Origin of the sequence: Amedibacterium intestinale, assembly GCF_010537335.1 — a bacterium.
Taxonomy (GTDB): domain Bacteria; phylum Bacillota_I; class Bacilli_A; order Erysipelotrichales; family Erysipelotrichaceae; genus Amedibacterium; species Amedibacterium intestinale.
The window spans coordinates 1,251,742-1,277,496 of the sequence record NZ_AP019711.1 but is presented as its reverse complement, the minus strand read 5'-3'; the positions used below and the strand labels follow the sequence as shown (position 1 = coordinate 1,277,496).

The window sequence follows — 25,755 nt, the reverse complement described above, 5'->3', positions numbered from 1 at the left end:
ACAAATCGAACTATGTCAAAAATTACTTACACATGATATTTCACATTCTCTATTTTTCCTTTAACTTTCTATTGGTAAGGGGTTATTACGCCCCTTCTTTTGTTTTTTTCTTAATAATTTCTCTTCTCAGCTTCTTATTTTGAGTTAGAAAGGTAGGGAATTACTTATTATTCTTATTATATAAATATTAAATAATAAAATAAAACCTCTTCGTATAGTAGCATACAAAGAGGTTTTCGTATGTAATTCTAATGTAGAAGGATTCCTGTTAGTTCTTCTATTTCTTTCGTCGAATATCCTTTTTCTTTCATTTTCTCTGCTATTTCTATTTTTTCTTCAGCCTTTCCTTTTGCTTCTCCTTCTATTTTTTCTTTTAGTTTTAATCTTTCAATTGCTTCTTCAGGTGCAAGATTTTCTTCTCCTTCTTTTCTAACTCCCATCATATTGATGAATCCATCTGTAATTTTTCGTGTCCATCTTTGTTCCCATCTCTTCGTTGCTTCACACATGTTGATTTTCTCCTCATCTTTATGTTCTTTTACATAGTTTAATATTTCTTCATTTTCCGTTATGACTCCTGCCAGCTTTATGACTATATACATTTATGTATTTCTTTATTTTTCATTATTACTCTACATTAAACTGTAATTGAAACCTCTTCGTATAGTAGCATACAAAGAGGTTTTTGTATGTAATTCTAATGTAGAAGGATTCCTGTTAGTTTTTCAATCAAAGCATTGTCAAATCCTTCTGCCTTCATTTTTTCTGCAATTTCCATTTTTTCTTCAGCTTTTCCTTTTACTTTGCCCTCAAGAATACCTTCGTTTTTTTCTGCAGCTTTTAATCTTTCAATTGCTTCTTCAGGTGCAAGGTTTTCTTCTCCTTCTTTTCTTACTCCCATCATGTTGATGACATCATTTCTTATTTTTTCTTCCCACTGTTTCGTTGCTTCACACATATTTAGTACCTCCTCTTCTTTATGTTCTTCCGCATACTTTATGATTTCTTCATTTTCTGTTATAACTCCTGCCAGCTTTATGACATCTTTTTTTACATACACATCTGCACATTCTTTTTTCATCTCTACTATCTGTTTTCTGTAGATGTGCTGGATCATATAAACAAGCCTGCTTACATCCTCGTTTTGAAATGTATGTTCACTTAATCGTATTTCCAGCAGATTCATAGAATAGTCGCTGAAGCTTTTCTCCATCCATTTTGGCATATCCACCATCATATCTTTCAGTCTTCTTGGTCCATCCCATGGCTTTTCCCCATAATATACTACCAAGGTAAATACAGGATGGATTCTTTCTTCTTTTCGCATTCCTGACAGGAATTCATCCCTGTTTGCATAAACTGCATTCTTTTTGTTTTCTCTTTTCTTCTTTGCACATTCTTCACGATACCCTAGGGCATCATACAACATTACCCGCAAAGGCATCCCATAATGGATGTGGCTTTGGTTTTCCAGCAGGAAGATGGCATATTCACTGTCCCCTGCAAACTTTCTAATTAGATCTGCCCTTCTTTCGATAAAGACATCTTCCTTCTTTTTTGTCTGAATGCTTCCTGACAGATTGCTGTCTGCCTCCATCAGTTTTTCAGGAAGAATGACCTGTTTTCCATCGTATAAGACAGTGTTGAATAAATCCGCAAAACGCCTGTTGTCCTTCCAGAAATCCCTGGATAAAATATCCAGATTTGACATACGCATCACCTATTTCCTTTCTTTTTTACGATATCGGAAGATGATACATATTCATCTTCATTATAAAAATATGAATATTGTTTGTCTATACCGATATCGTGATATACAGGGCATACATTTACCCTGTTCACTAACTTATACGAAACAAACAGGTAAAAATACAAAAAATAGAAAAATATCATAGCTTTTTTTCAATAATCTTATTCTTTGTTGTTTTAATTTTAATCGAAACTTGACATTTTTATGTATGCAATCTAAAATAGGATTGTACATGTCATAATGATATAACAATCAAAGGAGGGAAAACATGAAAGTATTGAAAAGTACTGTATATCATCCAATAGATGACGTTATCAAAGGAGAAAATGTTATAAAAAGTACAAAAGTATATAAAGATGCTAAATCTTTTTATTTGAATGATGGCTGTTTGGATGAAGAAACAGGAATGTATGATGTATACTCTTATACACCAGATACAACATGTAAAGCTAGTTTAAACTGGGGATTAACCGTTTTGTATCCTTTGACTGTAGATGGAGAATGTAATATGACAAGAGGTCATTGGCATGAAAATCGAGAGTGTACAGAGATTTATTATGGAATCAGTGGAAAAGGACTTTTAATGTTGATGGATGAAGAAGGAAATACATGGGCTGAAGAAGTTTTTGAGGGTTCTCTTCATCATATTGATGGTCATTTTGCACATCGTCTGATCAATACAGGCGAAGAAGTAATGAAAGTAGCTGCATGCTGGGGGAAGGAAGCTGGACATGATTATGCTGCTGTTGAGGCTATGCCATTTGGTTATCGAGTGTTTAAGGATAAAAATGGAGAGCTTTTATTTAAAGAAGTAAAACGTTAAGAGGAGGACTTAAAAATGACAAGCAATTACAACAAGTATCCTGCTACAAAAGTAGAAGGATATCACGTATTCTGTGGGTATGAAACAATTCTTGAACAGTTGAAAAAAGAAAGAAAAGAAGGAAAACAGGTTTATACTTGTGATACGTATCCAGGTGTATTTGATGAAGAAATTATTCCTGAATTGAGAAAATTGGAACCATCTTTATTCATTGATATGAAGGAAATTTTTAAATCAGAAGAACGTATCAGTGAGCAGTTAAAATATCATTTGACAGACGATCGTGTTTTTGGACGCATGTATTATGGAGAAGTCATGGATTTCATTGATACAGATAAACTGGAAGAGGCAAAAAAACAGGTAGAAGAAGCAGAAGGACTAGTTATCGTATATGGCTTTGGTGCAGCTCTTGTAACAAAGGGTGATGTATTATGCTATTTTGATATGGCAAGATGGGAAATCCAGCTTCGCTATCGTGCAGGTATGGGAAATTATAAATGCAGCAACTATGATGAAGATCCTTTAAGAAAAAACAAACGTGGATTCTTTATTGAATGGAGAATTGCAGATAAACACAAAGCTACTTTGTTTGAAGATATTGATTATCTTGTAGATACAAATAAAAAAGGCGAACCTAAGATGATTTGTGGTGATGCATTCCGTGAAGGATTAAAGAAGACAGCTACACAGCCATTCCGTACAGTACCTTATTTTGACCCAGGCGTTTGGGGTGGTCAGTGGATGAAAGATGTTTGCGGATTAGATAAAGAAAAACCAAACTTCGCATGGAGTTTTGATGGTGTTCCAGAAGAAAACTCTTTATATTTGGAAGTTGAAGGTGTAAAGGTAGAAATTCCGGCAATGGATTTAGTTTTATATCAGCCAAAACCACTTCTTGGAGAACAGGTATTTGCACGTTTTGGTGCAGAATTCCCAATTCGTTTTGACTTCTTAGATACGATGGGTGGACAAAACCTAAGCTTACAGGTACATCCATTAACAGAATATATTAAAAAACAGTTTGGTATGACTTATACACAGGATGAAAGCTACTATATTTTGGATGCAGGGGATGATGCTTGTGTATATCTTGGTTTAAAAGAAGGCATTGATCCAGATGAAATGATTGAAGATTTAAGAAGAGCAAATCGAGGAGAAATTTCATTTGATGCTGAAAAATACATCAATCGTTTCCCAGCAAAAAAACATGATCATTTCTTAATTCCAGCAGGTACTTGCCATTGTTCTGGAAGCAATGCCATGGTACTTGAAATCAGTGCTACACCATATATCTTTACATTTAAATTATGGGATTGGGATCGTTTAGGATTGGATGGAAAACCAAGACCAGTGCACGTAGAACATGGAAAAGAGGTTATTCAGTGGAACCGCACAACGCCATGGGTAAAAGAGAATCTGGTAAATGCCATTTATGAAGTAGAAGAAGAAAATAATAAGGAATGTAAAGTTGAACATACTGGTTTACATGAACTTGAATTTATTGAAACAAGACGTTATACAACAGATAAGGTTTCTTATCATGATACAAAAGGGACTGTCAATATGTTAAATTTAATTGATGGTAGAGAAGCTATTATTGAAAGTGTGGATAACAGTTTTGAACCTTATGTTGTACATTATGCAGAAACTTTCATTGTTCCTGCATCTGCTGGGGCATATACCATTCGCCCTTATGGAGAAAGCGAAGGAAAAGAAATCAAGGTGCTGAAAGCGTACGTACGTAATGCGAACTAATGTGTGTTCAATTATTAGCGATCAGATTGATGAAGATATTGAAATAGCTTGTAAGAAAGCAAAAGAAGAAGGATTCTCTTATGTGGAACTGCATAATGTTTTTGGAAAAAGTATTGAAGAATGCAGTGATACAGAAGTAGAAGAAATCAAAAAGATTCTGGATGTGAACGGAATAAAAGTTTCCGCTATCGCATCCACCGTCTTTTTTCTAGCACCTTTATATGAGAATTATAAAGTATCTTTGTTCAATGAAACGTTTCATGCGATAACAGGTGATATAAGCACCCACCTTGCATATTTGAAGCGTGCTTGTAAGATTGCGAAAAGATTAGACTGTTCCATTGTACGTGTATTTCCATTTCGCTATCCTGATAATGAGGATATAGTGGTGGTAGGTAATGACGCAGATCGAGAAGAAATCAAAAAACACCTGCTAGAGGCAGGTAATATTGCTGCATCTTATGGTATAATGATTGCGGTAGAAAATTGCCCTTATTCTCACTGCCCTAAAGGTGAAATGACGTATCGTATGATTAAAGAAATTGCACATCCAAATGTTGGATTATTATGGGATCCGGCAAATTCTTATCGTGCAGAAATAAAGAAGGTCCCTCATGAATTTTTAACATTAAATTTAAAAGAAGAGTTTGAATTGATAAAAGATAAAATCGTACATGTACACTTAAAAAATTATCATTATGATGAATCTCAAAAGAAACCTTTTATTCATAAAGCTCTTTTAAAGGGAGATATTGCCTTTGAGGATATGTGGGATGGCTTGAAAAAATTAAATTGTAAACTTTCTTTGGAACCAGAAGTGAGTTATGAGGAAACACTTTCTTCTATGAAAGATTTAATGAAATTAGCACAAAAATAATCTTGAGACGAGGTGAAAAATATGGGAAAACTAGATACAAGCAAAGGTGCTATGCCAATGTATCTTCAAATTTATCAAATATTAAAAAAAGATATTTTATCAAATGTTTATGTAAAAGGAGAACTTATTCCAAGTGAAGCGCTTTTGCAGAAAAAATATGATGTATCCCGTATTACGGCACGTCAGGCAATTGCACAGTTAGAACAGGATGGATTGGTAGAACGCGCCAGAGGCAAAGGAACTCGCGTCAAGATGCAGGATCGTATAGAAGAAGATTTGCTGCATATTAAAAGTTTTACAGATGAGATGCGTGAAAGAGGAATGGAACCTGGAACGAGCTATGCACATATGGAAATTGTACATGCAGATCGAGAATGCGCACAGGTTTTTCATTGTGAGGAAAAGGATGAACTCTATCGTCTAAGTCGTGTAAGAACTGCTAATAAAGAACCAATTGTTTATTTTGTTACGTACTTTTCAAAAGATAAAAATCTTCCTTTAGATGATGAAAAATACCAGGGTAGTATGTATGAATTACTAAAAGAATTGAATATTCCACAACCTAAGAAGACAAAGGAAATGATTCATGCGATAAAAGCTAGTAAAAATCTTGCGGAAAAACTGCATATTAAAAAAAATGATGCAGTTTTGATTCGTAAAAGAATTTCTTATGATGAGATGGGTAGAGTTTTAGAGTATACAATATCTTATTATCCAGGAGAAAAATACTCTTATGCAATAGAAAGAAGCGTATGAGCATGTTAGATAAAACAATTCCTTTTTTTCCAGTATTGATGTTGTTGGAAGAGCAAAGAAAACTTCCTGATATTATCTTACCTAAAGGATATCAATTTCAAAGGTATGATCCTTCTTATCAAGATGCATGGATCAAGCTTCATGTTACCTTAGGTGAATTTGAAAATTATGAAGAAGGAAAATTGTATTTTGAGAAGACTTTTTATGATTTAGAAAAAGTGAAAAAGTTTTTTCTTCTACTTGTTGATAAAGATAAAAAATTAGTTGGTACAAGTTCTATTTGGCCGGGACATCATTTTGGAGTGGAACGATATCGAATTCATTGGTTAGGGGTTGATCCTCTTCATCAAAGACAAGGTTTAGCTAAGGCTCTTCTTATAAAAGCAATGCAGCTATATGAACAAACAGGTAGAAAAGAAACTCTGTATCTTACAAGTCAGACCAATAGTTATGTAGCTATTTCTATGTATCTAAAAATGGGCTTTGTTCCATACAGAGGAGATATGCCACAAAATTTTAATGCGAAGAAAGAAACGTATCAAAAAGATAATGATAAAGCCTGGGATTTGATTTTTAGAAAAATAGAAGAAATGAATAGAGAGTAACTTTTTAATCAACGATCTCATATACTATGTGGGAGGTTGAAAGATGAAAAAACGTTATCCAGATGCATATTGTTGTATCAAAGGTTCTATGAAATATGCTAGTGTAGAAGGCATGGTTTTCTTTTATGAAACAGAAGATGGTATATTGATAGAAGCAGATGTGAAGGGACTTCCAATGCCGAACAGAATTTCTTGTAATCAGCCGATTTTTGGATTTCATATTCATACAGGAGATGTTTGTAAGGGAACAAGGCAGGAACCTTTTAAAGATGTATTAGGACATTTTAATCCTAATGATTGTCCACATCCTTATCATGCAGGGGATCTTCCACCATTGTTTGCTAATAAAGAAGGAATGGCGATGATGAGTGTGATGGATGATCGTTTTACAATGCATGAAATTATTGGGAAAACCATGATAATTCATGCAGGACCTGATGACTTTCATACACAGCCATCAGGAAATTCTGGTTCTATGATTGCGTGTGGGAAAATCAAATATATCAAAGATTGAAACTGCCTTTTAAAGGCAGTTTTCTGCTTCTATGTGATGTCTTTGCTTACAAATTGACAAACGTCAGGAATGTGCTGTAGTAAATGATTTTTGTTTGCGTTCATATTCTGTTTGCCATATAATAAAGATGGAGGTTGTTGTATGATAAAAGGTCTTGTATTGTATGATTATGATGGTACATTAGTGGATGAAAGAGATGAAATTTATGAACCAACAGTGAAAACAAAAAAAGCCATTTCTTTGTTACAGGATAAAGGCTATCTGTGTGTGTTGGCGACAGGAAGGGCTTTAAGCTATATTCCTCAAGAAGCAAGAAATCTGTCTTTAGATGGATATGTGACATGCAATGGGGCATATGCTACAATTCATGGGAAAGAAATACATAAAGTGATTTTTGATGAAGCAGAATTAAGAAAACTTATTGAATACACTATGAAAGAAGATGTGAATTTTATTCTGGAAGGAAATTCATTTTGTTATGTACAGGATATGGAAGATAGGGAATACTTGCATTTTATAGAAAATTTTAAGATTCCACTAGACAACTTTGTACAATACAAAGATTTAAAACAGGTAAAGGATAAAATTTCTAAGATTACTTTAATATGCAAAGATAAGAATCATTTAGAAGAAGCGATAAAACGACTTGAAAATCACTATCAAATATGTCGTCATCGCAATTGTAATTCTTTTGATCTTGGATATAAGCAAGTACATAAAGGTGTTGGCGCAAAAGCTATCATGGATTATTATCATATTGATTATAAAAATACATATGCATTTGGTGATGGAGATAATGACGTCGAGTTGTTGCGTGATGTAAGACATGGGATTGCCATGCGAAAGCATGATCCAAAACTTGATGCAGTTTGCTGTATGGTTACAGGAACTGTAAAAGAAGAGGGAATATATGAAGCACTAAAGAAATTGGAGGTAATTTAATATGGCTATGGTAAAACTTCTCCCTGCATTTAAAGATTATTTATGGGGAGGTACAAAATTAAAAGAGGCATACAACAAGAAAACAGATTTGGATATTGTAGCAGAAAGTTGGGAACTCTCTACACATAAAGATGGACAAAGTGTTGTAGATAGTGGAGAATTTAAAGGGATGTTGTTTGGAGAATATCTTGAAAAATTAGGAAAAGATGCTTTGGGTACGAAAGGACAGGCATTTGAAAATTTCCCTATGTTAATCAAATTTATTGATGCAAAAGGAAATTTATCTATTCAGGTACATCCAGATAATGAATACGCTTTGCGTGTAGAAAAAGAATATGGAAAAACAGAAATGTGGTACATCTTGGATGCGGAAGAAGGTGCACAGCTTTACTATGGAACAAATAAGGAAATTTCAAAGGAAGAGTTCAAAGAAAGAATTGAAAATAATACAATTTTAGATGTATTAAAGAGTGTTCCTGTACATAAAGGAGATGTGTTCTTTATAAAAGCTGGTACGATTCATGCAGTTGGAGCAGGAATTGTTATTTGTGAAATTCAGCAAAATTCAAATTCGACTTATCGTGTGTACGATTTTGGACGTGTTGGTAAAGATGGAAAACCTAGAGAATTGCATATTGATAAGGCAATTGATGTATCTAATTTGAAACCATTGGAAAGTGATTTTAAACCTTGTGGTGAAGAACAGGTATATGAAGGATATCGTTATGCAATGATGGCAACTTGTGATTATTTTACAACTTATATTTATGATGTGACTTCACAGTGTGATGTAAATGTAAATGAAGAGAGTTTTGCTTCTTTTGTAATTGTCGATGGAGAAGGTGTTATTGAAACAGAAGATACATCACTTCCTGCAAAAAAAGGAGATAGTTTCTTTGTAAGTGCAGGTAGTGGAAATGTTAAAATAAAAGGAAATTGCCGTTTTATTTTATCAAAAGTATAATAGAATCCCTGAAAAGGGATTTTCTTTTAAGAAGGAGTTATTTGGCACAGGAAAAGATTCGTGCTGGATGGAGGGACTTATGAAATATAAATTAATTGTTATGGATATGGATGGGACACTGACAAATAGTCAGAAAGAAATATCACCACTTACGAAATACGCTTTAATAGAAGCACAAAAGTTGGGAGTAAAACTAGTGTTGGCTAGCGGAAGACCAACACCTGGATTGTATAAAGAAGCAAAAGAATTAATGATGGATGTATATGGAGGTTATTTGTTAAGTTATAATGGAGCTTATGTGTGTGATTATCCTGCACAAAACGAAGTATATTCCTGTACGATTCCAAAAAAATATATAAAGCCAATTATCAACAATGCGAAGGCATTAAATTTAAATATTATGATACATAAAGGGGAAAATGTAATTACAGATAAAGAGGACACATACAAGCTGCAATATGAGGCATCTGCTTGTAATATGGGAGTTGAGGTTGTTGAAGATTTAAGAGATTATATAGATTATGAACCAAATAAATTTTTAATCAGTGCACCAGAGGCATATTTAAAGGAACGCTTTGAAGATTTCCGTATCCCGTTTGGAGATAGGTTAAGTATATATACATCTGCACCTTTTTATATTGAAGTAGTTCCAAATGGTATCGATAAAGGAGCTTCTTTAAAGAAAATAACAAATGAATTACAGATTTCAAGAGAGGAAATTATTGCTTTTGGAGATGAAATGAATGATTTAACTATGTTGCAGTATGCAGGGCATGGAGTAGCTATGGGTAATGCAGTGAAACCTATTAAATTAATCGCAGATGAAATTACTGAATCAAATGATAAAGACGGTATTGCATTATCTTTATTTAAAGCATTTCCAGAAATAAGCAAAAGTTAGTTTTATTTTTTGTATATTTCTGAAAAAAGGAAATGGAGGAAGAGTTATGATTTATACAGTTACCATGAATCCTTCTATTGATTATGTAGTGGAATTTCCTAGGTTATGTATTGGGGGAATCACTCGTATTCAAAAAGAAGATTTTATATTTGGTGGGAAAGGTATAAATGTTTCTCATATGTTGAAAATACTTGGTGTTGATAGTTATGCATTTGGATTTGTGGCAGGTTTTACAGGAAAAGCATTTGTTCAAGGTGTGAAAGATTATGGCATCAATCCAATGTTTATAGAAGTTGATGAAGGAGTTACTAGGGTCAATGTAAAAATACATGCGGAAGAAGAAAGTGAAATAAATGGACAAGGACCAATTGTTTCACCAATGCATATGGAATTGCTAATCAACCAATTAGAAGAATTAAAAGAAAATGATATTTTGATATTAAGTGGAAGTCTTTCAAAAGGAATGAGTGAAACGACATATGCAGATATTATGCAAAGAGTAAAAGATAAAAAAATAAAAATCATAGTAGATGCATCAAGTGAAGTATTGAGGCATACATTGGCATACCATCCTTTTTTAATAAAACCCAATAAACAAGAATTAGAAGAATTATTTGATGTAAAAATTTATACAAAAGAAGAACTTATATGTTATGCTAAACTTTTGCAGAAAGCAGGCGCACAAAATATATTAGTATCCTTAGCAGGTGATGGAGCAATTTTAGTTTGTAAAAATGGAGATGTTTTAGAATGTGCTGCACTGAGAGGAGAAGTTGTAAATTCTGTAGGGGCAGGGGATTCTATGGTAGCAGGATTTCTTTATGCTTATGAAAAGAAATTTACGATGCGCGATGCATTAAAAATAGGAGTTTCCTGTGGAAATGCAACAGCTTTTTCAAAAGGAATCGCTTCAAAAGAAATGGTTGAGAGTATTCTTCAAAAGATGTCAAATTCTTTGTTTTAAAATGAAAAAGTGTTACAATAGAAAAGAAGGAGATGAGCAGTATGCGCTATGCAGTAATATATTCCAGTAATACTGGAAATACGAAAAAACTTGCGGAGGTTATTGCACAAGAACTTCCTAAAGAAGATGTTGTATATTTTGGAGAAGTTAATGAAGCTGCAAAACAGGCAGATATGATTTTTGCTGGATTTTGGACAGATAAAGGATGCTGTTCACAAGATATGATGGATTTTTTAGGAAATCTACATGGAAAACAAATTGCCCTATTTGGTACATGTGGTTTTGGAGGCTCACAAGAATATTTTAATTCCATTCTACAAAGGGTTAGTGCGTTTATAGAAGATGATTGTACCTATGTAGACGGATTTATGTGCCAGGGGAAAATGCCTTTGGGAATTCGTAAGCGTTATGAGAATATGCTGGAAACAAGTGTGGACAAAAATAAAGTACAGCAGATGATTGATAATTTTGATCGAGCTTCAAAACACCCAAATGAAGATGATTTTATACAGGCAAAGGTGTTTGCACAAGTGATTTTAAAATCATGTAAATAGAAAAGACTGTTCTTGTACGGTCTTTTTTTTGAAATTATGGGTATTCTATAAGATGTATACTATAGAATTACTATGATTTGATGAAGTGTTAGGAGGAATTGTATTATGAATAAGCTAGTATATGTAGCAGCAAGTGCAATATTGATGTTTGGATTAACGGCTTGTCAAAGAAAGGTGACAAGCGAAGAGGCGAAAAAGATTGCGTTGGAAGATGCCAAAGTAAAGGAAGCAGAAGTAACGTTTACAAGTGAAGGAATGGAAGATGATGAATATGTATTTCATTTTCAAAATACTTCCAATAGCTATTTCTATGAAATAAGTAAGAGTGGAAAAATTGAAGAGAAACAAGTGATTTCTATGGCACAAAATATGCCTGAAGTAACAAAAGATAAAACAGGTTCAAGTAATCAAAAAATAACACAAGATGAAGCTTTGCAAATAGCATATGAGAAATTTCAAGTTTCTTCTGAGAATGTGAAAAATGTTAAAGTTAAATTAGATAAAGAAAATGGAATAGAAGTTTATGATATTGATTTTGATGCAGGTAATAAAGAATATTCTTGTGATATTAGTACAACAACGGGAGAAATATTAAACTTTGATTCTGATAGCAGATAATTAAAATGCATATATAGTTAGAATGGTTGCTGATAAAACAGTAACCTTTTTTTAATATGATAATAAAAACAAAGCAGAAGTCTTTCTGCCATAAATTATATAGATGATGTATTCTGTGGTTTGCAGATAAGATTTCATCTGCTATCTTGTAGAAAAAATTTACAGCATTTTTGAATTAGTAAAATTTTATTCAAAGGTATGTCGACTGCGAAGTGTTCAAAAAAAGTTTTGATTCGAAGCTGATTTAGTAATTTGCCTATAGTTTTACAGAGACAGAGATGGATATAAATATTTCATACAATATTATAATAGTGAAAAAGTCTTATACAAATAAGGATTACTATACATCGCTAATTCATAAATTAGATGAAATGTAAAAAAAAGTAAGTATAAATGGATATATTTTCTGCTGATTTAAATTTTTTTTATAGGTATCATATATTTCATATTTGGTTGTGAATAGTAACAAATAAGAAAAAAATAATAGTTAAATGTATTGATAGAGTCAAAAGTTTATGGGAATTATAAAGAAGATAGATTATTATAGAGAAATCTTTCTTTTTTGAGAGTGTAATATAAACCGTGTGAGTTGAGCCGTACGTTCTCAACTTACACGGTTTATATTACACTCTCGTGTCCAATTTTATGGGTTCACCTCAGTAGCAGGTGGTTTTTTGTTTCGTATGCTTTGCATACTTCAACTGACTAAAGTCTTCCCAAACTCAGCGGTACTTCGCTGAGTTTTCCGTAACATAAAAAAAGCCAGGCAGCTATTTGATAGAACTACCTGGCTTTTGGTGCTTATCATCACTTACTTTTAAACAATGTTTTGCATAATACATATTTCAATATGTATTTAAAATTTACTTACACATTTTCCTTGACAAACCCTCTTTTTTATTAAATGTCAATAATTATTAGATATACTTCTTAATAAGTTTTGTATTGTTTTTCCACTATTACCTTTATCATAGGTATCTGGCTTCTTATCAAACATACTTAAGTCTAACTGCTTATCAAAGTTCACAATATCATCAGCTTGTTTTATCGTCGCTGCTTTTAAATACATCTCCTGCATATCATATCCATTCTTGTCTAATGCGATAAATCCTACAAGTTTTTCAAGCCATCCTCTGCCATAGGCTTTCGGTACACTGCTGATCAATGTTGCCAGATTATGTTCTATGTGTGATTCCATTGGGCAGCCAACTGAGGACTGAAATATTGCAACAGCATCTTTCCATCTTGTACGTATGTAATTCCATTGTTTATTGATTCTCTGTTTTCTATCCTCTTTCTTGTTTAGGGATATTAGATTTACCAGATATTTGAATTCCTTTATTTCATCATGAATCAGATAGTAACTCAACAGCTCCCTGTTCTCCATTTTTGTACTGATTCTATTGATTGCCTGTTTCGCATGAAATGCATCCAGTAAGAACCTGGTGTTTGTTTTATCTGTCTTTAATTCTGAAGCAGAAGCATAGATCCAGGGGACACTGTCTCCCATGGTTGTTATCAGCTTCACTTTGTCCATATCATAACGTGCATGCAAGATGTCTAAAACATCTTGCCAAAAAGTATTTCCAAAACCCGTTACTGTATAAGGGTTGATAAGTTTATTTCTATTGCCAGCACGCTCGACACCTTCAAAAATGACTGCCATTTTAATCATTGCTTTCCTAGCTTTATCATTATCTGAGTGCTCATGCTGCAGCGATTTATTTTTTTCATCAGATATGATGTACAAATGATCTGGAGTATTTTCGCAGCGAACAGGTGAAATAGAAAAAGAAGGACAAAAGTGTAGAATATTAGAAACTGTCTGTTTTGAGATAGCTTTTAATTTTCTATTATTTAGGCCAAAAGAAAAACCTTGTATCAAATCACCGATAACCAGACCGACCTTTTCCATAGAATTGAATTTAAGAGCATAGGTAAAAATCAGAGAACGTATACAAGGATCATATTGGATATATTTAGGGATGCCAAGGACATGATCAACATAGCAGAAAAGATGATGTTTATCATGTTTGTCGTTATAAAGAGTGCGGTTAAAAGTAAGATCACCAAAAACAGTATGAAGAGTCCTTGCGGGATTGCCGCGAAAAGCGGAATCAATAGCGTGAATAGCAGAATTAAAAATGTGTAAAGCAAAATTATTCATATCATATTGTAAACAATGAACAAGAGTAGCGTAAAGAATCGCAGGGAAATCGGGATTGATGATGCCGTCCATAGATTCAAGGAAAGAAAAAGTAGAGGAAAGAAAATAATTAGCAGAATTATGACCTGATTCAGGGAACATGTGATATACTATTCATACAAGGACCTCCCTTATGGCTGGTTCCAAGGAAAAGTAACAGACCAGTCTTTGTGTATATCTTCAATATCACTATAGCAGAGTTTGTTACTTTTTTCTATCCCATAACTTTTTACTCTATCAAATGTATTAAAAAACTTGACATAGTGCCAATTATATAATAAACTATTAAGGCAACACTTTGAAAACGCATACATCAAGTGGGCAGTGGGCTCTAAATTATAAAGGAGTGATAAAAGTAAAAATTATTTATACAAATTAGTTAGAATGTTATACTGAAAACGGAATTACGTTGGCAAGTAAAAGTGAAATTAAGAAAAGAAAAAGTAATTCCGCCCAATCGTTGATAGGGAAATCTTGCCTAGAAGAGTATGAAGAAAAAAGGGATTTATAAAGGTGCAGTGGTGTTTATGGCACTTTGCATGAGCTGGGGAGCAATTTTACCTTTAAGTTCAGATTATGTGCAAGCACAAGAAAATGTTGCTGAAAAAGAACAAACTGGTATTGTATCTTTAACTCAAAATGAAAATCAATATACTTTCGGGAATGAGTATATTACTCGTACGTTTAGTTTAACAGACAGTAAACTGAAGACTGAAAAAATCACAAACTATCGTACTGGAGAAACGCCTAAGGTATTAACTCCGGCATCTAGTGAAGAATTCGTGATTAAGACATTACCTAAAGAAATTGAAGGTAAATCAAAGGTAAATGTTAGTGATGCTGTAGGAACAGGAGAAGGAAAAATCAGCAATTTGACTGATCAGGTATTGAGTTCTAAGGATTCAAGTAACTTCTGGGCCTCTAAAGACGCTAATAATTATGTAGCTGGTACGGAATTATCATTCGAAATTGCAATTGGTAGAAAAGCAGAAGTAAAGAAATTTAAATATGTACCTCGATATGACAGTGGAGTAAAATGGAATTGTACGGGGCGTGTAGAAGAAGCTAAACTATACTACTTTGATGATGGTGATAATAGCTGGAAACAAATTGGAGATAAACATGCAATGAATGCTGAAGGAGAAACAATTATTGAATTTGAAAAACCTGTCAGTACTTCTAAAATCAAGTTTGTTGCAACAAAAACATATCATTGGCAAGATGGTACAAATGGTAAACCAGATAACAGAAATAAAGTTATGTCTGCTTCAGAAGTTGATGTATTAGACGAAAATAATACGTCATTATTAGATAGAACAAGAAAAGAAGAGGCTCAAACACTTCAAGCGAGTGATTTAAAAGTAAAGGGAGAACCTGTATTAAAAGAAAGTAAAGGGGTTAAAACTCTGACTTTCACTTTTGAACCAAAAGAAGTAAGTGGTGTTGAATATACAATTAAAGAAGTCATTACGATGAAAGATGGAGATTCTTTCATGCGTAAACATTTGGAAATCAGTGTTCCAGAAGCAGATGCAGAAAATACTAAGATTGATTACATTGATCTAGAAAATATGGATTTTGCAGAAGAAGATGCTTCAACAAGTTATAAATTAGGGGATAAAACAAAAAATTATTGGACGATTCCTGAATTGAATGATAATCCTGATATGGCAAATATGAAAGGTGATTACTTAGAATTAGGACAACCTTATTATGTAGGTGCGATGTATTGGGGATGTGAGTTTCCACAGTCTGAAAATAAAATTAGATTAAACAGTCAAACACAGAAACAAAACGGATTTATTCGTTATCACTATGGAAAATCTTTAGCTATAGATGAACAATTTACGGAGTATAATAATTATAATGGTGCGAATGAACAGCCAGGGAAAATGGTTACATGGGATAGTGTTGTTGGGGCAGCAAGAAGTACAGATTACCTGGTAGTACAATCAGATTTCTATGAATATATCGAAACGATTGCTACTCCAACTGAATTTAGACAGCAATTTAACTCTTGGTATGACAATATGAAAAATATTACTGCTGAAAATATCAAGAGCAGCTTCTACGAAATAGAAAAAGGCTTTACACAGCATGGCGTAAATCCACTTGATTCTTATGTTGTGGATGATGGTTGGATTAACTATAATTCATTCTGGGATTTTAATAGAGATCCAGGTAAATTTCCAAATGAATTATATGATTCCAGTTTACAAGTTCAACAGTTTGGTTCAAACTTTGGCTTGTGGTTAGGACCTCGTGGTGGTTATGGTACACAAACTATGATTGCTAATTGGATTGCAAAAAATAATCTTGGTTCTGTAAATCATCAATCAGGAAATGATATTAATATTTCCGATGCTCGTTATTTAAATAAACTTGTGAATGATATTTTTGTAAATTATCAAGAAAAGTTTGATATCAACTATTGGAAATTAGATGGAATGCTGTTAAAACCTTCAACTGCTGAAGGAAATTACCATGTAACAGGTGGGGATTTCTATACCATCAGCGAAACGTACGAACGTTGGACAGATATGTTTGAAGACATGCGTGCACAACGTGGAGATAAGGGATTATGGCTGAATATGACATCTTACACAAACCCAAGTCCTTGGCATGTGCAATGGGTCAATAGTGTTTGGATGCAAAATACTGGAGACAGTGGTTTCAACTATAAATTTAACGCTACAGATCAAGAAGCAATGTTAACATATCGCGATGGTGATTATTATGATTTCTTTAATGAAAATCAGTGGCAGCTTCCAAATAAATACTTCTATAATCATGATCCGGTGTATGCAAAAACAGCAAATAGTGCTCCTGGTGGAAAGCCAAATTATTTAATCAATTATAGTGATGAAGAATTACGTGAACATCTGTATATGTTAGGAACACGTGGTACGGCATTCTGGGAATACTATTATAGTCCATCTATGTTTGATGATGATAAATGGGATATCAATGCTGAGGCTGCAAACTGGATTGAAGATAATTTTGATATTCTTCAAAAATCAAAAATGTTTGGTGGAAATCCAGAAACTGGAGAAGTTTATGGATATTCTTGCTGGAATGGAAATGAAGGTATAGTTTCTATTCGAAATCCAAAAGATGTTGAACAGACATACACTTTAACGTATGACCGTTTAGTAGGTGTTAATGAAGGTATGAAGGATGTTTATGGTAGAGTTGTTGTTGGTAATGTTGATAAGTACCAAACTAACAAACCACTTTCATATGATGAAAAAGTAACATTTACATTGAAACCAAAAGAAGTATTAATCATGCAGTATGGTGAAAAAGATACAACAAGTGCAACAGTTAAGTCTATTCATGGTGATGATAAAGTAGTTGAATTAGAGTTTAATGAAACGATTCGCACACCAAAGGCAGAAAATTTCAAAGTTACAAATAACGAAGTAGAAAAGGTTACATTAAAAGAGGATTTACGTACAGTTGAGTTGACATTGAAAGAAGAAGTAAAAGATTTGTCAGATATTGAAGTAAAAGTAAATGGAGTAAAAGATGTAACTGGAAACACAAGTTCTTTGACAGTTGTTGATGATTACTATAAAGATGATATTGTTAACAGCGTAGTTAATCGTCAGTTGAACGGAAAAGAAATTTCTAAAGGAAAAACACTGTCAATTGATGGAAGCGGAGGATTTACTGTTTTAGGTACTCTTGAAACAGCATCCAAAGGCGTTGAAATCATGCGTCAGGAAAATGGTTATAGTGTTGGAATTGACGAGGAAGGATATTTGACATTCACGTTGAATGGAACAACAGCAAATTCGAAGTATGTCAAGAAAACACGTCAAGATGATGGATCTGTTACATCAGAAACAAAAGGTATGATAGCAGATGGTAAAAAACATCAATTTGCAGCAGTGAAAGAAGTAAATGGAATGTTGAAACTTTATATTGATGGTGAATTGGTTGGCTCTGCATATAACAAAGCAAATAAAGATTTGGAACTTGAAAAAGGTGAATTAGTATTTGCTAAAGGATTAGAAGGAAAAACTTCTTATATTACGTTATTGGATCGAGCATTGGCATTTGATGAAATAACAGATTATGTTGACGAAAAAGATATTAATGGTAATGTTGTGGCACGTAGTGTTAATAAAGAAGTTAAGCTCAGTGCATTTGATGTAACTGAAAATGAAGTGATTTCTGAAAAAAGTGATCGTCCATTTACTCAAGTAAATGATGGTGTTAAGGATACAAATAATTACTTAGAGTTAACGGATACTTCAGATCAGAAGCTTCATTCTCGTTATGTTGAAATTGATTTAGGAACAGCATGTGAATTGAATAAATTACATTTGACACGTTATTTTGGTGATAATAGAACTTATGGACCAACAGCAATCGTGTTGAGTAATGATAAAGATTTCAAAGATAAGACGGTTGTATTCAATTCTGATAAGGATGGAACTGTGCATAATTTGGGCAAAGGAAAAGATGATTTGTATCAAGAAACAGCAGATGGAAAAGAAATTGTTTTAGATCAGCCAGAAACTGCACGATATATCCGAATTTATGTAAACGGAAATAACAATAAAACAAGCACTTCTGATCATATTGTAGAATTTGAAGCATACGGAACAAAAAAAGGAAGACCTGCGGATTCTATTTATCGCATAGATTTCAGTCGTTTAGAAGCTCTTGTAAATGAAGATTTAAGTAAGACATATACAAAAACTTCTATAAAAGAGTACAATAAAGTTGCAAAAGATACTTTAAAAGCAGCAGAAAAACTATTAGCGAATCAAAATACAGCATCAGATGAAGAAGTTGAAAAACTAATTGAAAAAATCAATGCACATAGACAAGTATTAGTAAAACGTGCAGATACAACAAAAGCAAATGAGTTGCTAGATAGCTTATCATCTTTAAATGAGAATGAGTATACAAAAGATTCTTGGAAGAAATTTGAATCAGCAAGAAAAGCATTAGAAAAAGCTGTACAAGATACTTCAGATATTAATGAAACTCAGATGAATGATTTGATTTCTTCTTTAAAATATGCGAAAGATAACTTAGTTAAGAAAGAACAAATACCAGGAAAACCAGAAAATCCTGAACAACCAGGAAAACCAGAAAATCCTGAACAATCAGAAGGACCAAGTACAGGAAATGGAGTAAACTTACCATTGTTATTTAGTTTATTAGCTGGATCCGGATTAGTACTAGGTTATGAAACAAAGAAAAGAAAAAAATAGAAAAGTAGTAAAATAACTGATTGCGATTTTGGACTTATTAATCGTATAGAATCAAGAATTTACGAATTTAAAGTCTTCTAAAATTGTTAGGATTAGCTCATTCTTAGTTTTAAGGTATGAGTTAGTCCACCCTATTTTCAGCTCCAATACATTTTTGGGGCTGTTTTGCTATTTTGAAAGGATAATGTTTATGGATAATGTAGTAAGACTAAATAAACTCACAAAAATTATAGGAGTAGTAACAACCGTTCTATTTTCTTTGATGTAACCGCAAAATAAAATAGTGTATATCATAGTAGACTAAATTATGTCACACTTATAGCTGAGATACAGTAAGCTGAGTGCTCAAGTTACTATATTATAGTAATTCGAGTATCAACTTACTATAAATCAGAAGGGTGTGACTTTATTTATGAGAACCAAGATCCAATGTGTAAATGATAATGTCAGATTAAGTCAATGGAAACAGATCATACAAAACTGTCGTGACAGCGGGCTTCCTGTAAAGAGGTGGTGCGATGAGAATAATATATCAGAACCATCTTACTACTATTATCTTAAAAAGTTTAGAGAATTGGCAATAAAAGAGGCTGATGATGATCAGGATTTTTATCCCTTAGTGGTAAATGAAGAAAAAGAAATCACTCATGAAAATATTGAAATCATAAAAGGAGATATTCATATCCACGTGCCAGATAATATTGATATTGATGTGCTTGTGAATATGTTGAAGGTGCTGTTATGCTAGGTGATATCTCAAAAGCTGAGAAGATCTATATCGCAACAGGTTATACAGATATGAGAAAATCCATTGATGGACTGGCTGCCATCGTTCAACAGAATTTCCACCTTGATCCATGTTCCAATTCTCTTTTCCTCTTCTGTGGAAAAAGTTCCTCAAAATTAAAGGCACTCTACTGGGAAGAAGATGGTTTCGTCCTGCTTTACAAGAAACTGGAAAACGGAAAATTCAAATAGCCTAGAAACGAACAGGAAGCACAGCTCATTACTTCCCAGCAGTTTCGCTGGCTGATGGAAGAGCTGCATATAGAACAGCCCAAAAGGATACAGAAATCCATGCCTAAAAAAGTATTTTAAATCTCTGTTTATCCATGATTTTATTATTTGAAAATGGTATAATAGTTAAAGAGAGTGGATTTCATGAAAGAACAGGTGTTATTAAATCTTACGGCACAACTTACTGAAATGAATTCACTTATCAAGAAATTAAACGAAGATATGCAGATCTTAAGGGATGAGAATACACGTTTGAAAAATGAAAATGCATTACTGAAAGAAGAGAATGAATATCTGAAGAAAAAACTGTTTGGAACGAAAAGTGAGACATCGCATTCACTTGGTCTTGGACAGCTTTCTTTTTTTTGATGAGGCAGAGACAGAGTGTGAAGCATAAACTTTTGAGAGTGTAATATAAACCGTGTAAGTTGAGAGCGTACGGCTCAACTCACACGGTTTTTAATAGTTTTATGTTAAAATAAAGGAGAAAAGGAAGTATGGAAATGGCAAGAAAGAAAAGAGATCCTAGGAAAGTGGCTTTGGCTCAGGCTATCCTGGATGCTGATGTTAGAATAAAAACTGGACAGTCCTAATAGAGAAACATGCATGTATTTGATACAATGATGACAACATATAAAAGAAGCAACGTAAGGAGTAAAAAAATGGCAAATAAGAAACCAGTATTTGATAACGAATTTAGAAACAATGCTGTGCGATATGCACAGGAACATAAAGATCTTTCCAGAAAAGAATGGGCTGCAAATCTAGGTATAGGCGAGAGCACATTAGCCAGATGGTTAAGAGAAGCTCGTCAATCCAGTAATGGTACCATAGAAATGAGAGGAACGGGTAATTTTGAATCTGATGAAGCCAAGGAAGTTGCACGCCTGAAACGTGAACTGCGTGATACGAAGGATGCACTTGAAATCTTAAAAAAGGCTATAGGCATACTGGGAGATTAACGAGAGCTGTATATGAACAAGTAGAAGATACCGCAGAAAAACGAAAAGAATTTTCTGTTTCCGGTGTGCTTGAGAAATCAGGCATTTCAAAATCTGGATATTATGACTGGAAAAAGCGAGATAAAAGTAAAACAGCAAAACGTAAAGAACGTGTTGTAGAAAAAAGAAAAGAAGTCCATAAAAAGTCATATGAAAATTATGGTGCACCCAAAATCACTCGTGAATTAAGAAAACAGGGAGAAGTAATTTCAGAGCGTACAGTAGGAAAATATATGCGTGAAAATGGCATTAAAGCCCAATATATCAAGCATCGAACAAAAACAACGAGAGACTGTGATTATTCAGCGACCCTTGCCAATATACTAAAAAGAGATTTTCAACAAGACGAACCAAATGCAGCATGGTGTACGGATATCACATACATATGGACGCAGGAAGAAGGATTTGTCTATTTGACAAGCATCATGGATCTGTATTCACGCAAGATCATAAGCTGGAAACTGAGCAGGACGATGGAAGTAAAAGATGTATTAGAGTGTTTGGAAAAGGCAAAAGAAAGAAGAAACATGGAAAAACCAGTTGTAATCCATAGTGACAGGGGAGTACAGTTCGTCTCAAAGTGGTATCAGGAATTAACAGCAGGAATGAAGCACAGTTATTCAGCAAAGGGAAATCCATGGGATAATGCGTGTATAGAATCATTTCATTCACTGATAAAAAGAGAATGGCTGAATAGAAAAAAGATGATTGATTATCAAATGGCGTATCAAATGGTATTTGAATATATCGAAACTTTTTACAATACAGTTAGGATTCACAGCCATTGCGACTATGAATCTCCTAATAATTATGAACGTAATTTCGAAAAGAAAAAAAGTCTCAATTAAATGTGTCCGAAATCTTGACATAGTACCACTCTTTTTCAGCATCTGTACACCTCCAGATAAAAAAATATAGAATAATTACAAATGAATACATAAAAGTCCTGTTATTCTTAATCAAAAAAACTGAGTTTTGGAAAAACAAACATATTTATCCATAGAACTCAGTTATCTAATTTATGGTGCCGACGAGAAGAATCGAACTTCCAACCTATTGATTACGAAACAATTGCTCTGCCATTGAGCCACGTCGGCAATTCCATATATAATAATAACACTTTTTTGCTTTAAAACAAGCATGAGAGAAAAAAAGCAGAAGAATACTTCATTTTAAGTTCTTCTGCTTTTTAAAGAAAGCATTGTTTTTATTAACATTTCTTCCTGTTCTTTGGGCATATGACATAATCCCATGGATACATTTGGTTTTGTTTTATCATGAAAATCGCTTCCTGCTGTTTCTATTAACTGATATTTTTGACAAACCTTATGATAAAATGCAATTTGTTCCTGTGTGTGATAACTGCTGTATACTTCAATACCGTCAATACCTAGATGTCTAATATCTTCCATTAACTGCAGATCTTCTTTCACATTGTTTCCAGGATGTGCCACTACAGCGATACCGCCTTGTTTATGATAAATGGAAACGGCATCTTCCATAGAAATATAATTTATTTTTGTATAAGCAATTTTTCCTTGTGAACAAAAATCCCAATAAAAATTTACATATGGGTTATTACTTCTTTCCCCCTGTGGGAAATATGGCTGTAAATAAGGATTCTTCTGATTTCTTTTATCTTTCATTGCAATTTCACAAATTGTTTCAGGCACATAGATACCAAATGGGGATACTTCTTTTAGTTTTTCCTCATCAATTTCAAGATGCAGCTTTTCTTTGATAAGGGATAGTCGCTTTTGGCTGCATTCTTGTTCTTGTTTCATGATATCCTGTTCTATTTTTTTATAAATAGGGGCATGAATATCAATCCCATAGCCCAGCAGATGAAAATCTTTACCTTGAAAGCGACAATCCAATTCTATGCCTGGAATAAGCGAGATGTCATGCGTATTTGTTATTTCTTGATATGCTTTCACACTATTATGATCAGTTATCGATACGGTTTGAAGATTCTGATGGTATGCCATCTCTAATAAACTTTCAGGAGAATATTCGCCATCTATACTGAATTTTGAATGCATGTGCAGATCGATATGATTCATCTTTTTTCCTCTTTTCTAATATAGTTTTATCTTATCATATAGATATTAAAAAAAGAAGAGATACTACAGAATAAGAAGGTTCATAATGCATAAATGTAGCGATATGATACATACTGAAATTGAGGTGAAATACATGAATTCAAAAAAAGTAAATAAAGCATTAAATCAGCTTTTAAAAGGTACCCATATGGGAACTTCGCTGTTTAAATTTTTACAAAAAAAGTTGAAAACAAAAAGGTTAAGAAAATTATGGAAAGAAATGATAAATACCTTATCTGATCATGAGAAAATATTGACCAAACTAATTGAAACATATGGAGGGGAACCTGTAGATACTGCTGGCATTATGGGTACTATGACAGATGTTTTATATAAAATGCGTTATATTTTTCTTTCTGATGAAAAGGATATTTTAGAGCTTTCAATTACAAGTATGGAACAAGGAAGAAAAGCCTTAAGTGCATTTGTTTTACGTAAAAAGTTTCCAAATAAAGATATAGATAAAATAGTAAGGACAATGAAAAAAGATTATGAAGAAATATTGTATGAATTAAAAAGATTTCAGCTAGAAGCACAATATGTATAGAGAGATTTTCTGTTTCATTGTATAATATACCCATGAAAAGAGGGATAAGATGAAAGTACAAGATCGTTTTTTAAAATATGTTGCTTTTGATACGCAGTCTGATAGTGCATCAACGACAACACCAAGTACATTAAAACAGTTGAAACTGGCTGAATATTTAGTTTCTGAGATGAAAGAATTAGGAATACAAGATGCACATGTCGATGAATTTGGTATCGTATATGGAAATATTCCATCTAATGTAGATAAAGAATGTGCAGATATTGGATTTATAGCTCATATGGATACAGCAGAAGATATGAGTGGAAAAAATGTAAATCCATCTATCATAAAGAACTATGATGGTTCTCGTATCGTTTTAAATAAAGAACTTGCTATTTCTATGGGTGTAGAAGAATTTGAAAGTTTAAGAAATAAAATTGGAGAAGATTTAATTGTAACCGATGGAACAACGTTATTAGGTGCAGATGATAAAGCTGGAATTGCAGAAATTTTGACGATGGCAGAAATTATTCTAAAAGAAAATCGTCCACATGGTAATATACGTATTGCATTTACACCGGATGAAGAGGTGGGACGAGGACCGGATCATTTTGATGTGGAAAAATTTCATGCAGATTTTGCCTATACCGTTGATGGTGGTGAAGTAGACAGTGTAGATTATGAAAACTTTAATGCTGCAGATGCAAATATTCAAATTCAAGGCTTAAGCATTCATCCAGGAAGTGCAAAAGGAAAAATGATCAATGCTTTGCATGTCGCAATGGAATTTCATTCTATGCTTCCAGTAAATCAAAATCCAGCTTATACAGAAGGTTATGAAGGATTTAATCATCTTTGTGATTTACATGGAGAATGTGAGCATGCAGTAATGTCTTATATTATTCGAAATCATGATGAACAATTATTTGAAAAACAGAAAGAAGATTTTAGAAGAATTGCAGATTATTTAAATCAGAAGTATCCAAAAGATACGATTCGCTTAGAAATTAAAGACAGTTATGCAAATATGCGTTCTATTATTGAAAAAGATATGCGTGTAGTTGATTTGGTTAAAAAATCAATGAAAGATATAGGAATTCATCCATCTTCTCATGCGATACGCGGAGGAACCGATGGAGCACGTTTAACTTATCAAGGCCTTCCTTGTCCAAATTTAGGTACAGGAGGGTATAATTTCCATGGAAAATATGAATATGCTTCTATTCAGGAAATGGAAAAAAGTGTAGAACTGCTTTTAAAAATAGTAGAAAATAACCTATCATAAAAAAACGGGAAATCCCGTTTTTTTATGATAACATTTTATTTTATTAAAGAAATTCCATAAGGCAACTACATTTATTGTAACGATGATTATTGTATAAATTATTAATACTGTTGTCATAGAAGGAACAACATCTAAAATAGCACTCCAATCTTCTAATAATACCCGTTTTTTTACCATGATGTATTGGTTTAATATAGTAAGTGTCATAAAAATTAGTGCAAATGTAGTTGTGCACTTTGTGCAAAGACGCTTCTTTATTCCAAAATATACATTTATTATCGTTGAAATAAGACTACATATTCCCAATATAATCCACATGTTTATCCTCCTTATATATCGATTATAACATTGTTTATTTTCG

At 33.2% G+C, this 25,755-nt stretch carries 23 protein-coding genes, 1 tRNA gene and 2 pseudogenes; 20 read left to right on the top strand and 6 right to left on the bottom strand.

From position 1 onward, the window contains the following. Positions 1-248: 248 nt before the first annotated feature. A complete protein-coding gene (locus A9CBEGH2_RS06525) occupies positions 249-602 on the bottom strand; it encodes a hypothetical protein (RefSeq protein ID WP_118277708.1) in 354 nt (117 codons plus the stop codon). Between the two features lie 95 nt (positions 603-697). Beyond that, a complete protein-coding gene (locus tag A9CBEGH2_RS06520; RefSeq protein WP_163104433.1) occupies positions 698-1,711 on the bottom strand; it encodes an Rpn family recombination-promoting nuclease/putative transposase in 1,014 nt (337 codons plus the stop codon). 307 nt (positions 1,712-2,018) lie between these two features. Between A9CBEGH2_RS06520 and A9CBEGH2_RS06515 the strand changes: the two genes are divergently transcribed. The 12 genes from A9CBEGH2_RS06515 to A9CBEGH2_RS06460 all read left to right on the top strand — a co-directional run bounded on the left by A9CBEGH2_RS06515 (position 2,019) and on the right by A9CBEGH2_RS06460 (position 12,023). Continuing rightward, positions 2,019-2,573 carry a glucose-6-phosphate isomerase family protein gene (locus tag A9CBEGH2_RS06515; RefSeq protein ID WP_163104431.1) on the top strand — a complete coding sequence of 185 codons (555 nt, stop codon included), beginning with the start codon at positions 2,019-2,021 and terminating at the stop codon, positions 2,571-2,573. 15 nt (positions 2,574-2,588) lie between these two features. Further along, positions 2,589-4,328 (top strand): class I mannose-6-phosphate isomerase, encoded by a 1,740-nt coding sequence (locus A9CBEGH2_RS06510; RefSeq protein ID WP_163104429.1) that lies wholly within the window; start codon positions 2,589-2,591, stop codon positions 4,326-4,328. Continuing rightward, positions 4,318-5,205: a sugar phosphate isomerase/epimerase family protein gene (locus A9CBEGH2_RS06505; RefSeq protein WP_115715417.1), complete on the top strand. Its 888-nt coding sequence runs from the start codon at positions 4,318-4,320 to the stop codon at positions 5,203-5,205. The genes A9CBEGH2_RS06510 and A9CBEGH2_RS06505 overlap by 11 nt, the downstream gene beginning before the upstream one ends. A 21-nt stretch (positions 5,206-5,226) precedes the next feature. Further along, complete coding sequence (locus A9CBEGH2_RS06500; RefSeq protein ID WP_163104427.1) at positions 5,227-5,961, top strand: GntR family transcriptional regulator; 735 nt, start codon at positions 5,227-5,229, stop codon at positions 5,959-5,961. A gap of 2 nt (positions 5,962-5,963) precedes the next feature. Next, complete coding sequence (locus A9CBEGH2_RS06495) at positions 5,964-6,566, top strand: GNAT family N-acetyltransferase (protein WP_232057257.1); 603 nt, start codon at positions 5,964-5,966, stop codon at positions 6,564-6,566. Positions 6,567-6,609: 43 nt separating this feature from the next. Next, positions 6,610-7,080 (top strand): superoxide dismutase family protein, encoded by a 471-nt coding sequence (locus A9CBEGH2_RS06490; RefSeq protein ID WP_118277884.1) that lies wholly within the window; start codon positions 6,610-6,612, stop codon positions 7,078-7,080. A gap of 141 nt (positions 7,081-7,221) precedes the next feature. Next, positions 7,222-8,022 (top strand): Cof-type HAD-IIB family hydrolase, encoded by an 801-nt coding sequence (locus A9CBEGH2_RS06485; RefSeq protein WP_118277883.1) that lies wholly within the window; start codon positions 7,222-7,224, stop codon positions 8,020-8,022. 1 nt (position 8,023) lies between these two features. Beyond that, positions 8,024-8,986: a type I phosphomannose isomerase catalytic subunit gene (locus A9CBEGH2_RS06480; RefSeq protein ID WP_118277882.1), complete on the top strand. Its 963-nt coding sequence runs from the start codon at positions 8,024-8,026 to the stop codon at positions 8,984-8,986. 79 nt (positions 8,987-9,065) lie between these two features. Further along, the gene (locus A9CBEGH2_RS06475; protein WP_118277881.1) at positions 9,066-9,887 is read left to right on the top strand and encodes a Cof-type HAD-IIB family hydrolase; all 822 of its coding nucleotides are present in this window, start codon (positions 9,066-9,068) and stop codon (positions 9,885-9,887) included. 46 nt (positions 9,888-9,933) lie between these two features. Beyond that, complete coding sequence (gene pfkB, locus A9CBEGH2_RS06470) at positions 9,934-10,851, top strand: 1-phosphofructokinase (protein WP_118277880.1); 918 nt, start codon at positions 9,934-9,936, stop codon at positions 10,849-10,851. Positions 10,852-10,892: 41 nt separating this feature from the next. After that, positions 10,893-11,405, top strand: a complete 513-nt coding sequence (bilS, locus tag A9CBEGH2_RS06465; protein WP_118277879.1) for a flavodoxin family protein BilS — start codon at positions 10,893-10,895, stop codon at positions 11,403-11,405. Between the two features lie 105 nt (positions 11,406-11,510). Further along, positions 11,511-12,023 (top strand): PepSY domain-containing protein, encoded by a 513-nt coding sequence (locus A9CBEGH2_RS06460; RefSeq protein WP_118277878.1) that lies wholly within the window; start codon positions 11,511-11,513, stop codon positions 12,021-12,023. A gap of 907 nt (positions 12,024-12,930) precedes the next feature. Here A9CBEGH2_RS06460 and A9CBEGH2_RS06455 read toward each other — a convergent pair. Continuing rightward, positions 12,931-14,190, bottom strand: coding sequence for a UPF0236 family transposase-like protein (locus tag A9CBEGH2_RS06455; RefSeq protein ID WP_158572261.1), 1,260 nt, complete (start codon positions 14,188-14,190; stop codon positions 12,931-12,933). 527 nt (positions 14,191-14,717) lie between these two features. On the opposite strand from A9CBEGH2_RS06455, the gene A9CBEGH2_RS06450 reads away from it, so the two are divergent. From A9CBEGH2_RS06450 to A9CBEGH2_RS06425, 6 genes and pseudogenes are all read left to right on the top strand, one after another. Further along, positions 14,718-19,460, top strand: coding sequence for a discoidin domain-containing protein (locus A9CBEGH2_RS06450; RefSeq protein WP_163104425.1), 4,743 nt, complete (start codon positions 14,718-14,720; stop codon positions 19,458-19,460). Positions 19,461-19,872: 412 nt separating this feature from the next. Continuing rightward, positions 19,873-20,208: an IS66 family insertion sequence element accessory protein TnpA gene (gene tnpA, locus A9CBEGH2_RS06445; protein WP_163051708.1), complete on the top strand. Its 336-nt coding sequence runs from the start codon at positions 19,873-19,875 to the stop codon at positions 20,206-20,208. Continuing rightward, positions 20,202-20,438, top strand: a complete 237-nt coding sequence (gene tnpB, locus A9CBEGH2_RS06440; protein ID WP_118318176.1) for an IS66 family insertion sequence element accessory protein TnpB — start codon at positions 20,202-20,204, stop codon at positions 20,436-20,438. Before tnpA ends, tnpB begins: the two co-directional genes overlap by 7 nt. A gap of 300 nt (positions 20,439-20,738) precedes the next feature. Further along, a pseudogene (locus tag A9CBEGH2_RS12770) lies at positions 20,739-20,868 on the top strand (IS66 family transposase); the annotation flags it as partial. Positions 20,869-21,139: 271 nt separating this feature from the next. Beyond that, complete coding sequence (locus A9CBEGH2_RS06430) at positions 21,140-21,439, top strand: transposase (protein WP_118277973.1); 300 nt, start codon at positions 21,140-21,142, stop codon at positions 21,437-21,439. 26 nt (positions 21,440-21,465) lie between these two features. Then, positions 21,466-22,326: pseudogene (locus A9CBEGH2_RS06425) on the top strand (IS3 family transposase); the annotation flags it as partial. A 174-nt stretch (positions 22,327-22,500) separates the two neighbouring features. Here the strand turns inward: A9CBEGH2_RS06425 and A9CBEGH2_RS06420 are convergent. Further along, positions 22,501-22,575: transfer RNA gene (locus A9CBEGH2_RS06420), tRNA-Thr, on the bottom strand. A 75-nt stretch (positions 22,576-22,650) separates the two neighbouring features. Next, positions 22,651-23,541 carry a PHP domain-containing protein gene (locus tag A9CBEGH2_RS06415; protein ID WP_118277974.1) on the bottom strand — a complete coding sequence of 297 codons (891 nt, stop codon included), beginning with the start codon at positions 23,539-23,541 and terminating at the stop codon, positions 22,651-22,653. A 133-nt stretch (positions 23,542-23,674) separates the two neighbouring features. On the opposite strand from A9CBEGH2_RS06415, the gene A9CBEGH2_RS06410 reads away from it, so the two are divergent. Further along, positions 23,675-24,127: a DUF2383 domain-containing protein gene (locus tag A9CBEGH2_RS06410; RefSeq protein ID WP_158572260.1), complete on the top strand. Its 453-nt coding sequence runs from the start codon at positions 23,675-23,677 to the stop codon at positions 24,125-24,127. A 49-nt stretch (positions 24,128-24,176) separates the two neighbouring features. Next, positions 24,177-25,394 carry a peptidase T gene (gene pepT, locus A9CBEGH2_RS06405; RefSeq protein ID WP_163051706.1) on the top strand — a complete coding sequence of 406 codons (1,218 nt, stop codon included), beginning with the start codon at positions 24,177-24,179 and terminating at the stop codon, positions 25,392-25,394. On the opposite strand, the gene A9CBEGH2_RS06400 is transcribed toward pepT, so the two are convergent. After that, a complete protein-coding gene (locus A9CBEGH2_RS06400) occupies positions 25,389-25,712 on the bottom strand; it encodes a hypothetical protein (protein ID WP_118277977.1) in 324 nt (107 codons plus the stop codon). The two genes, pepT and A9CBEGH2_RS06400, sit on opposite strands and share 6 nt — an antisense overlap. Positions 25,713-25,755 lie beyond the last annotated feature (43 nt).

Excerpts from the sequence above, each read along its gene's own strand:
- A9CBEGH2_RS06500 (WP_163104427.1), top strand. The coding sequence starts at position 5,227 with ATGGGAAAACTAGATACAAGCAAAGGTGCTATGCCAATGTATCTTCAA.
- A9CBEGH2_RS06400 (WP_118277977.1), bottom strand. The coding sequence starts at position 25,712 with ATGTGGATTATATTGGGAATATGTAGTCTTATTTCAACGATAATAAAT.
- A9CBEGH2_RS06480 (WP_118277882.1), top strand. The coding sequence starts at position 8,024 with ATGGCTATGGTAAAACTTCTCCCTGCATTTAAAGATTATTTATGGGGA.
- A9CBEGH2_RS06460 (WP_118277878.1), top strand. The coding sequence starts at position 11,511 with ATGAATAAGCTAGTATATGTAGCAGCAAGTGCAATATTGATGTTTGGA.
- tnpB (WP_118318176.1), top strand. The coding sequence starts at position 20,202 with ATGCTAGGTGATATCTCAAAAGCTGAGAAGATCTATATCGCAACAGGT.
- A9CBEGH2_RS06475 (WP_118277881.1), top strand. The coding sequence starts at position 9,066 with ATGAAATATAAATTAATTGTTATGGATATGGATGGGACACTGACAAAT.
- A9CBEGH2_RS06505 (WP_115715417.1), top strand. The coding sequence starts at position 4,318 with ATGCGAACTAATGTGTGTTCAATTATTAGCGATCAGATTGATGAAGAT.
- A9CBEGH2_RS06525 (WP_118277708.1), bottom strand. The coding sequence starts at position 602 with ATGTATATAGTCATAAAGCTGGCAGGAGTCATAACGGAAAATGAAGAA.
- A9CBEGH2_RS06495 (WP_232057257.1), top strand. The coding sequence starts at position 5,964 with ATGTTAGATAAAACAATTCCTTTTTTTCCAGTATTGATGTTGTTGGAA.
- pepT (WP_163051706.1), top strand. The coding sequence starts at position 24,177 with ATGAAAGTACAAGATCGTTTTTTAAAATATGTTGCTTTTGATACGCAG.
- A9CBEGH2_RS06515 (WP_163104431.1), top strand. The coding sequence starts at position 2,019 with ATGAAAGTATTGAAAAGTACTGTATATCATCCAATAGATGACGTTATC.
- pfkB (WP_118277880.1), top strand. The coding sequence starts at position 9,934 with ATGATTTATACAGTTACCATGAATCCTTCTATTGATTATGTAGTGGAA.
- A9CBEGH2_RS06485 (WP_118277883.1), top strand. The coding sequence starts at position 7,222 with ATGATAAAAGGTCTTGTATTGTATGATTATGATGGTACATTAGTGGAT.
- A9CBEGH2_RS06410 (WP_158572260.1), top strand. The coding sequence starts at position 23,675 with ATGAATTCAAAAAAAGTAAATAAAGCATTAAATCAGCTTTTAAAAGGT.
- A9CBEGH2_RS06455 (WP_158572261.1), bottom strand. The coding sequence starts at position 14,190 with ATGAATAATTTTGCTTTACACATTTTTAATTCTGCTATTCACGCTATT.
- tnpA (WP_163051708.1), top strand. The coding sequence starts at position 19,873 with ATGAGAACCAAGATCCAATGTGTAAATGATAATGTCAGATTAAGTCAA.
- A9CBEGH2_RS06490 (WP_118277884.1), top strand. The coding sequence starts at position 6,610 with ATGAAAAAACGTTATCCAGATGCATATTGTTGTATCAAAGGTTCTATG.
- bilS (WP_118277879.1), top strand. The coding sequence starts at position 10,893 with ATGCGCTATGCAGTAATATATTCCAGTAATACTGGAAATACGAAAAAA.
- A9CBEGH2_RS06520 (WP_163104433.1), bottom strand. The coding sequence starts at position 1,711 with ATGTCAAATCTGGATATTTTATCCAGGGATTTCTGGAAGGACAACAGG.
- A9CBEGH2_RS06510 (WP_163104429.1), top strand. The coding sequence starts at position 2,589 with ATGACAAGCAATTACAACAAGTATCCTGCTACAAAAGTAGAAGGATAT.
- A9CBEGH2_RS06430 (WP_118277973.1), top strand. The coding sequence starts at position 21,140 with ATGGCAAATAAGAAACCAGTATTTGATAACGAATTTAGAAACAATGCT.
- A9CBEGH2_RS06450 (WP_163104425.1), top strand. The coding sequence starts at position 14,718 with ATGAAGAAAAAAGGGATTTATAAAGGTGCAGTGGTGTTTATGGCACTT.
- A9CBEGH2_RS06415 (WP_118277974.1), bottom strand. The coding sequence starts at position 23,541 with ATGAATCATATCGATCTGCACATGCATTCAAAATTCAGTATAGATGGC.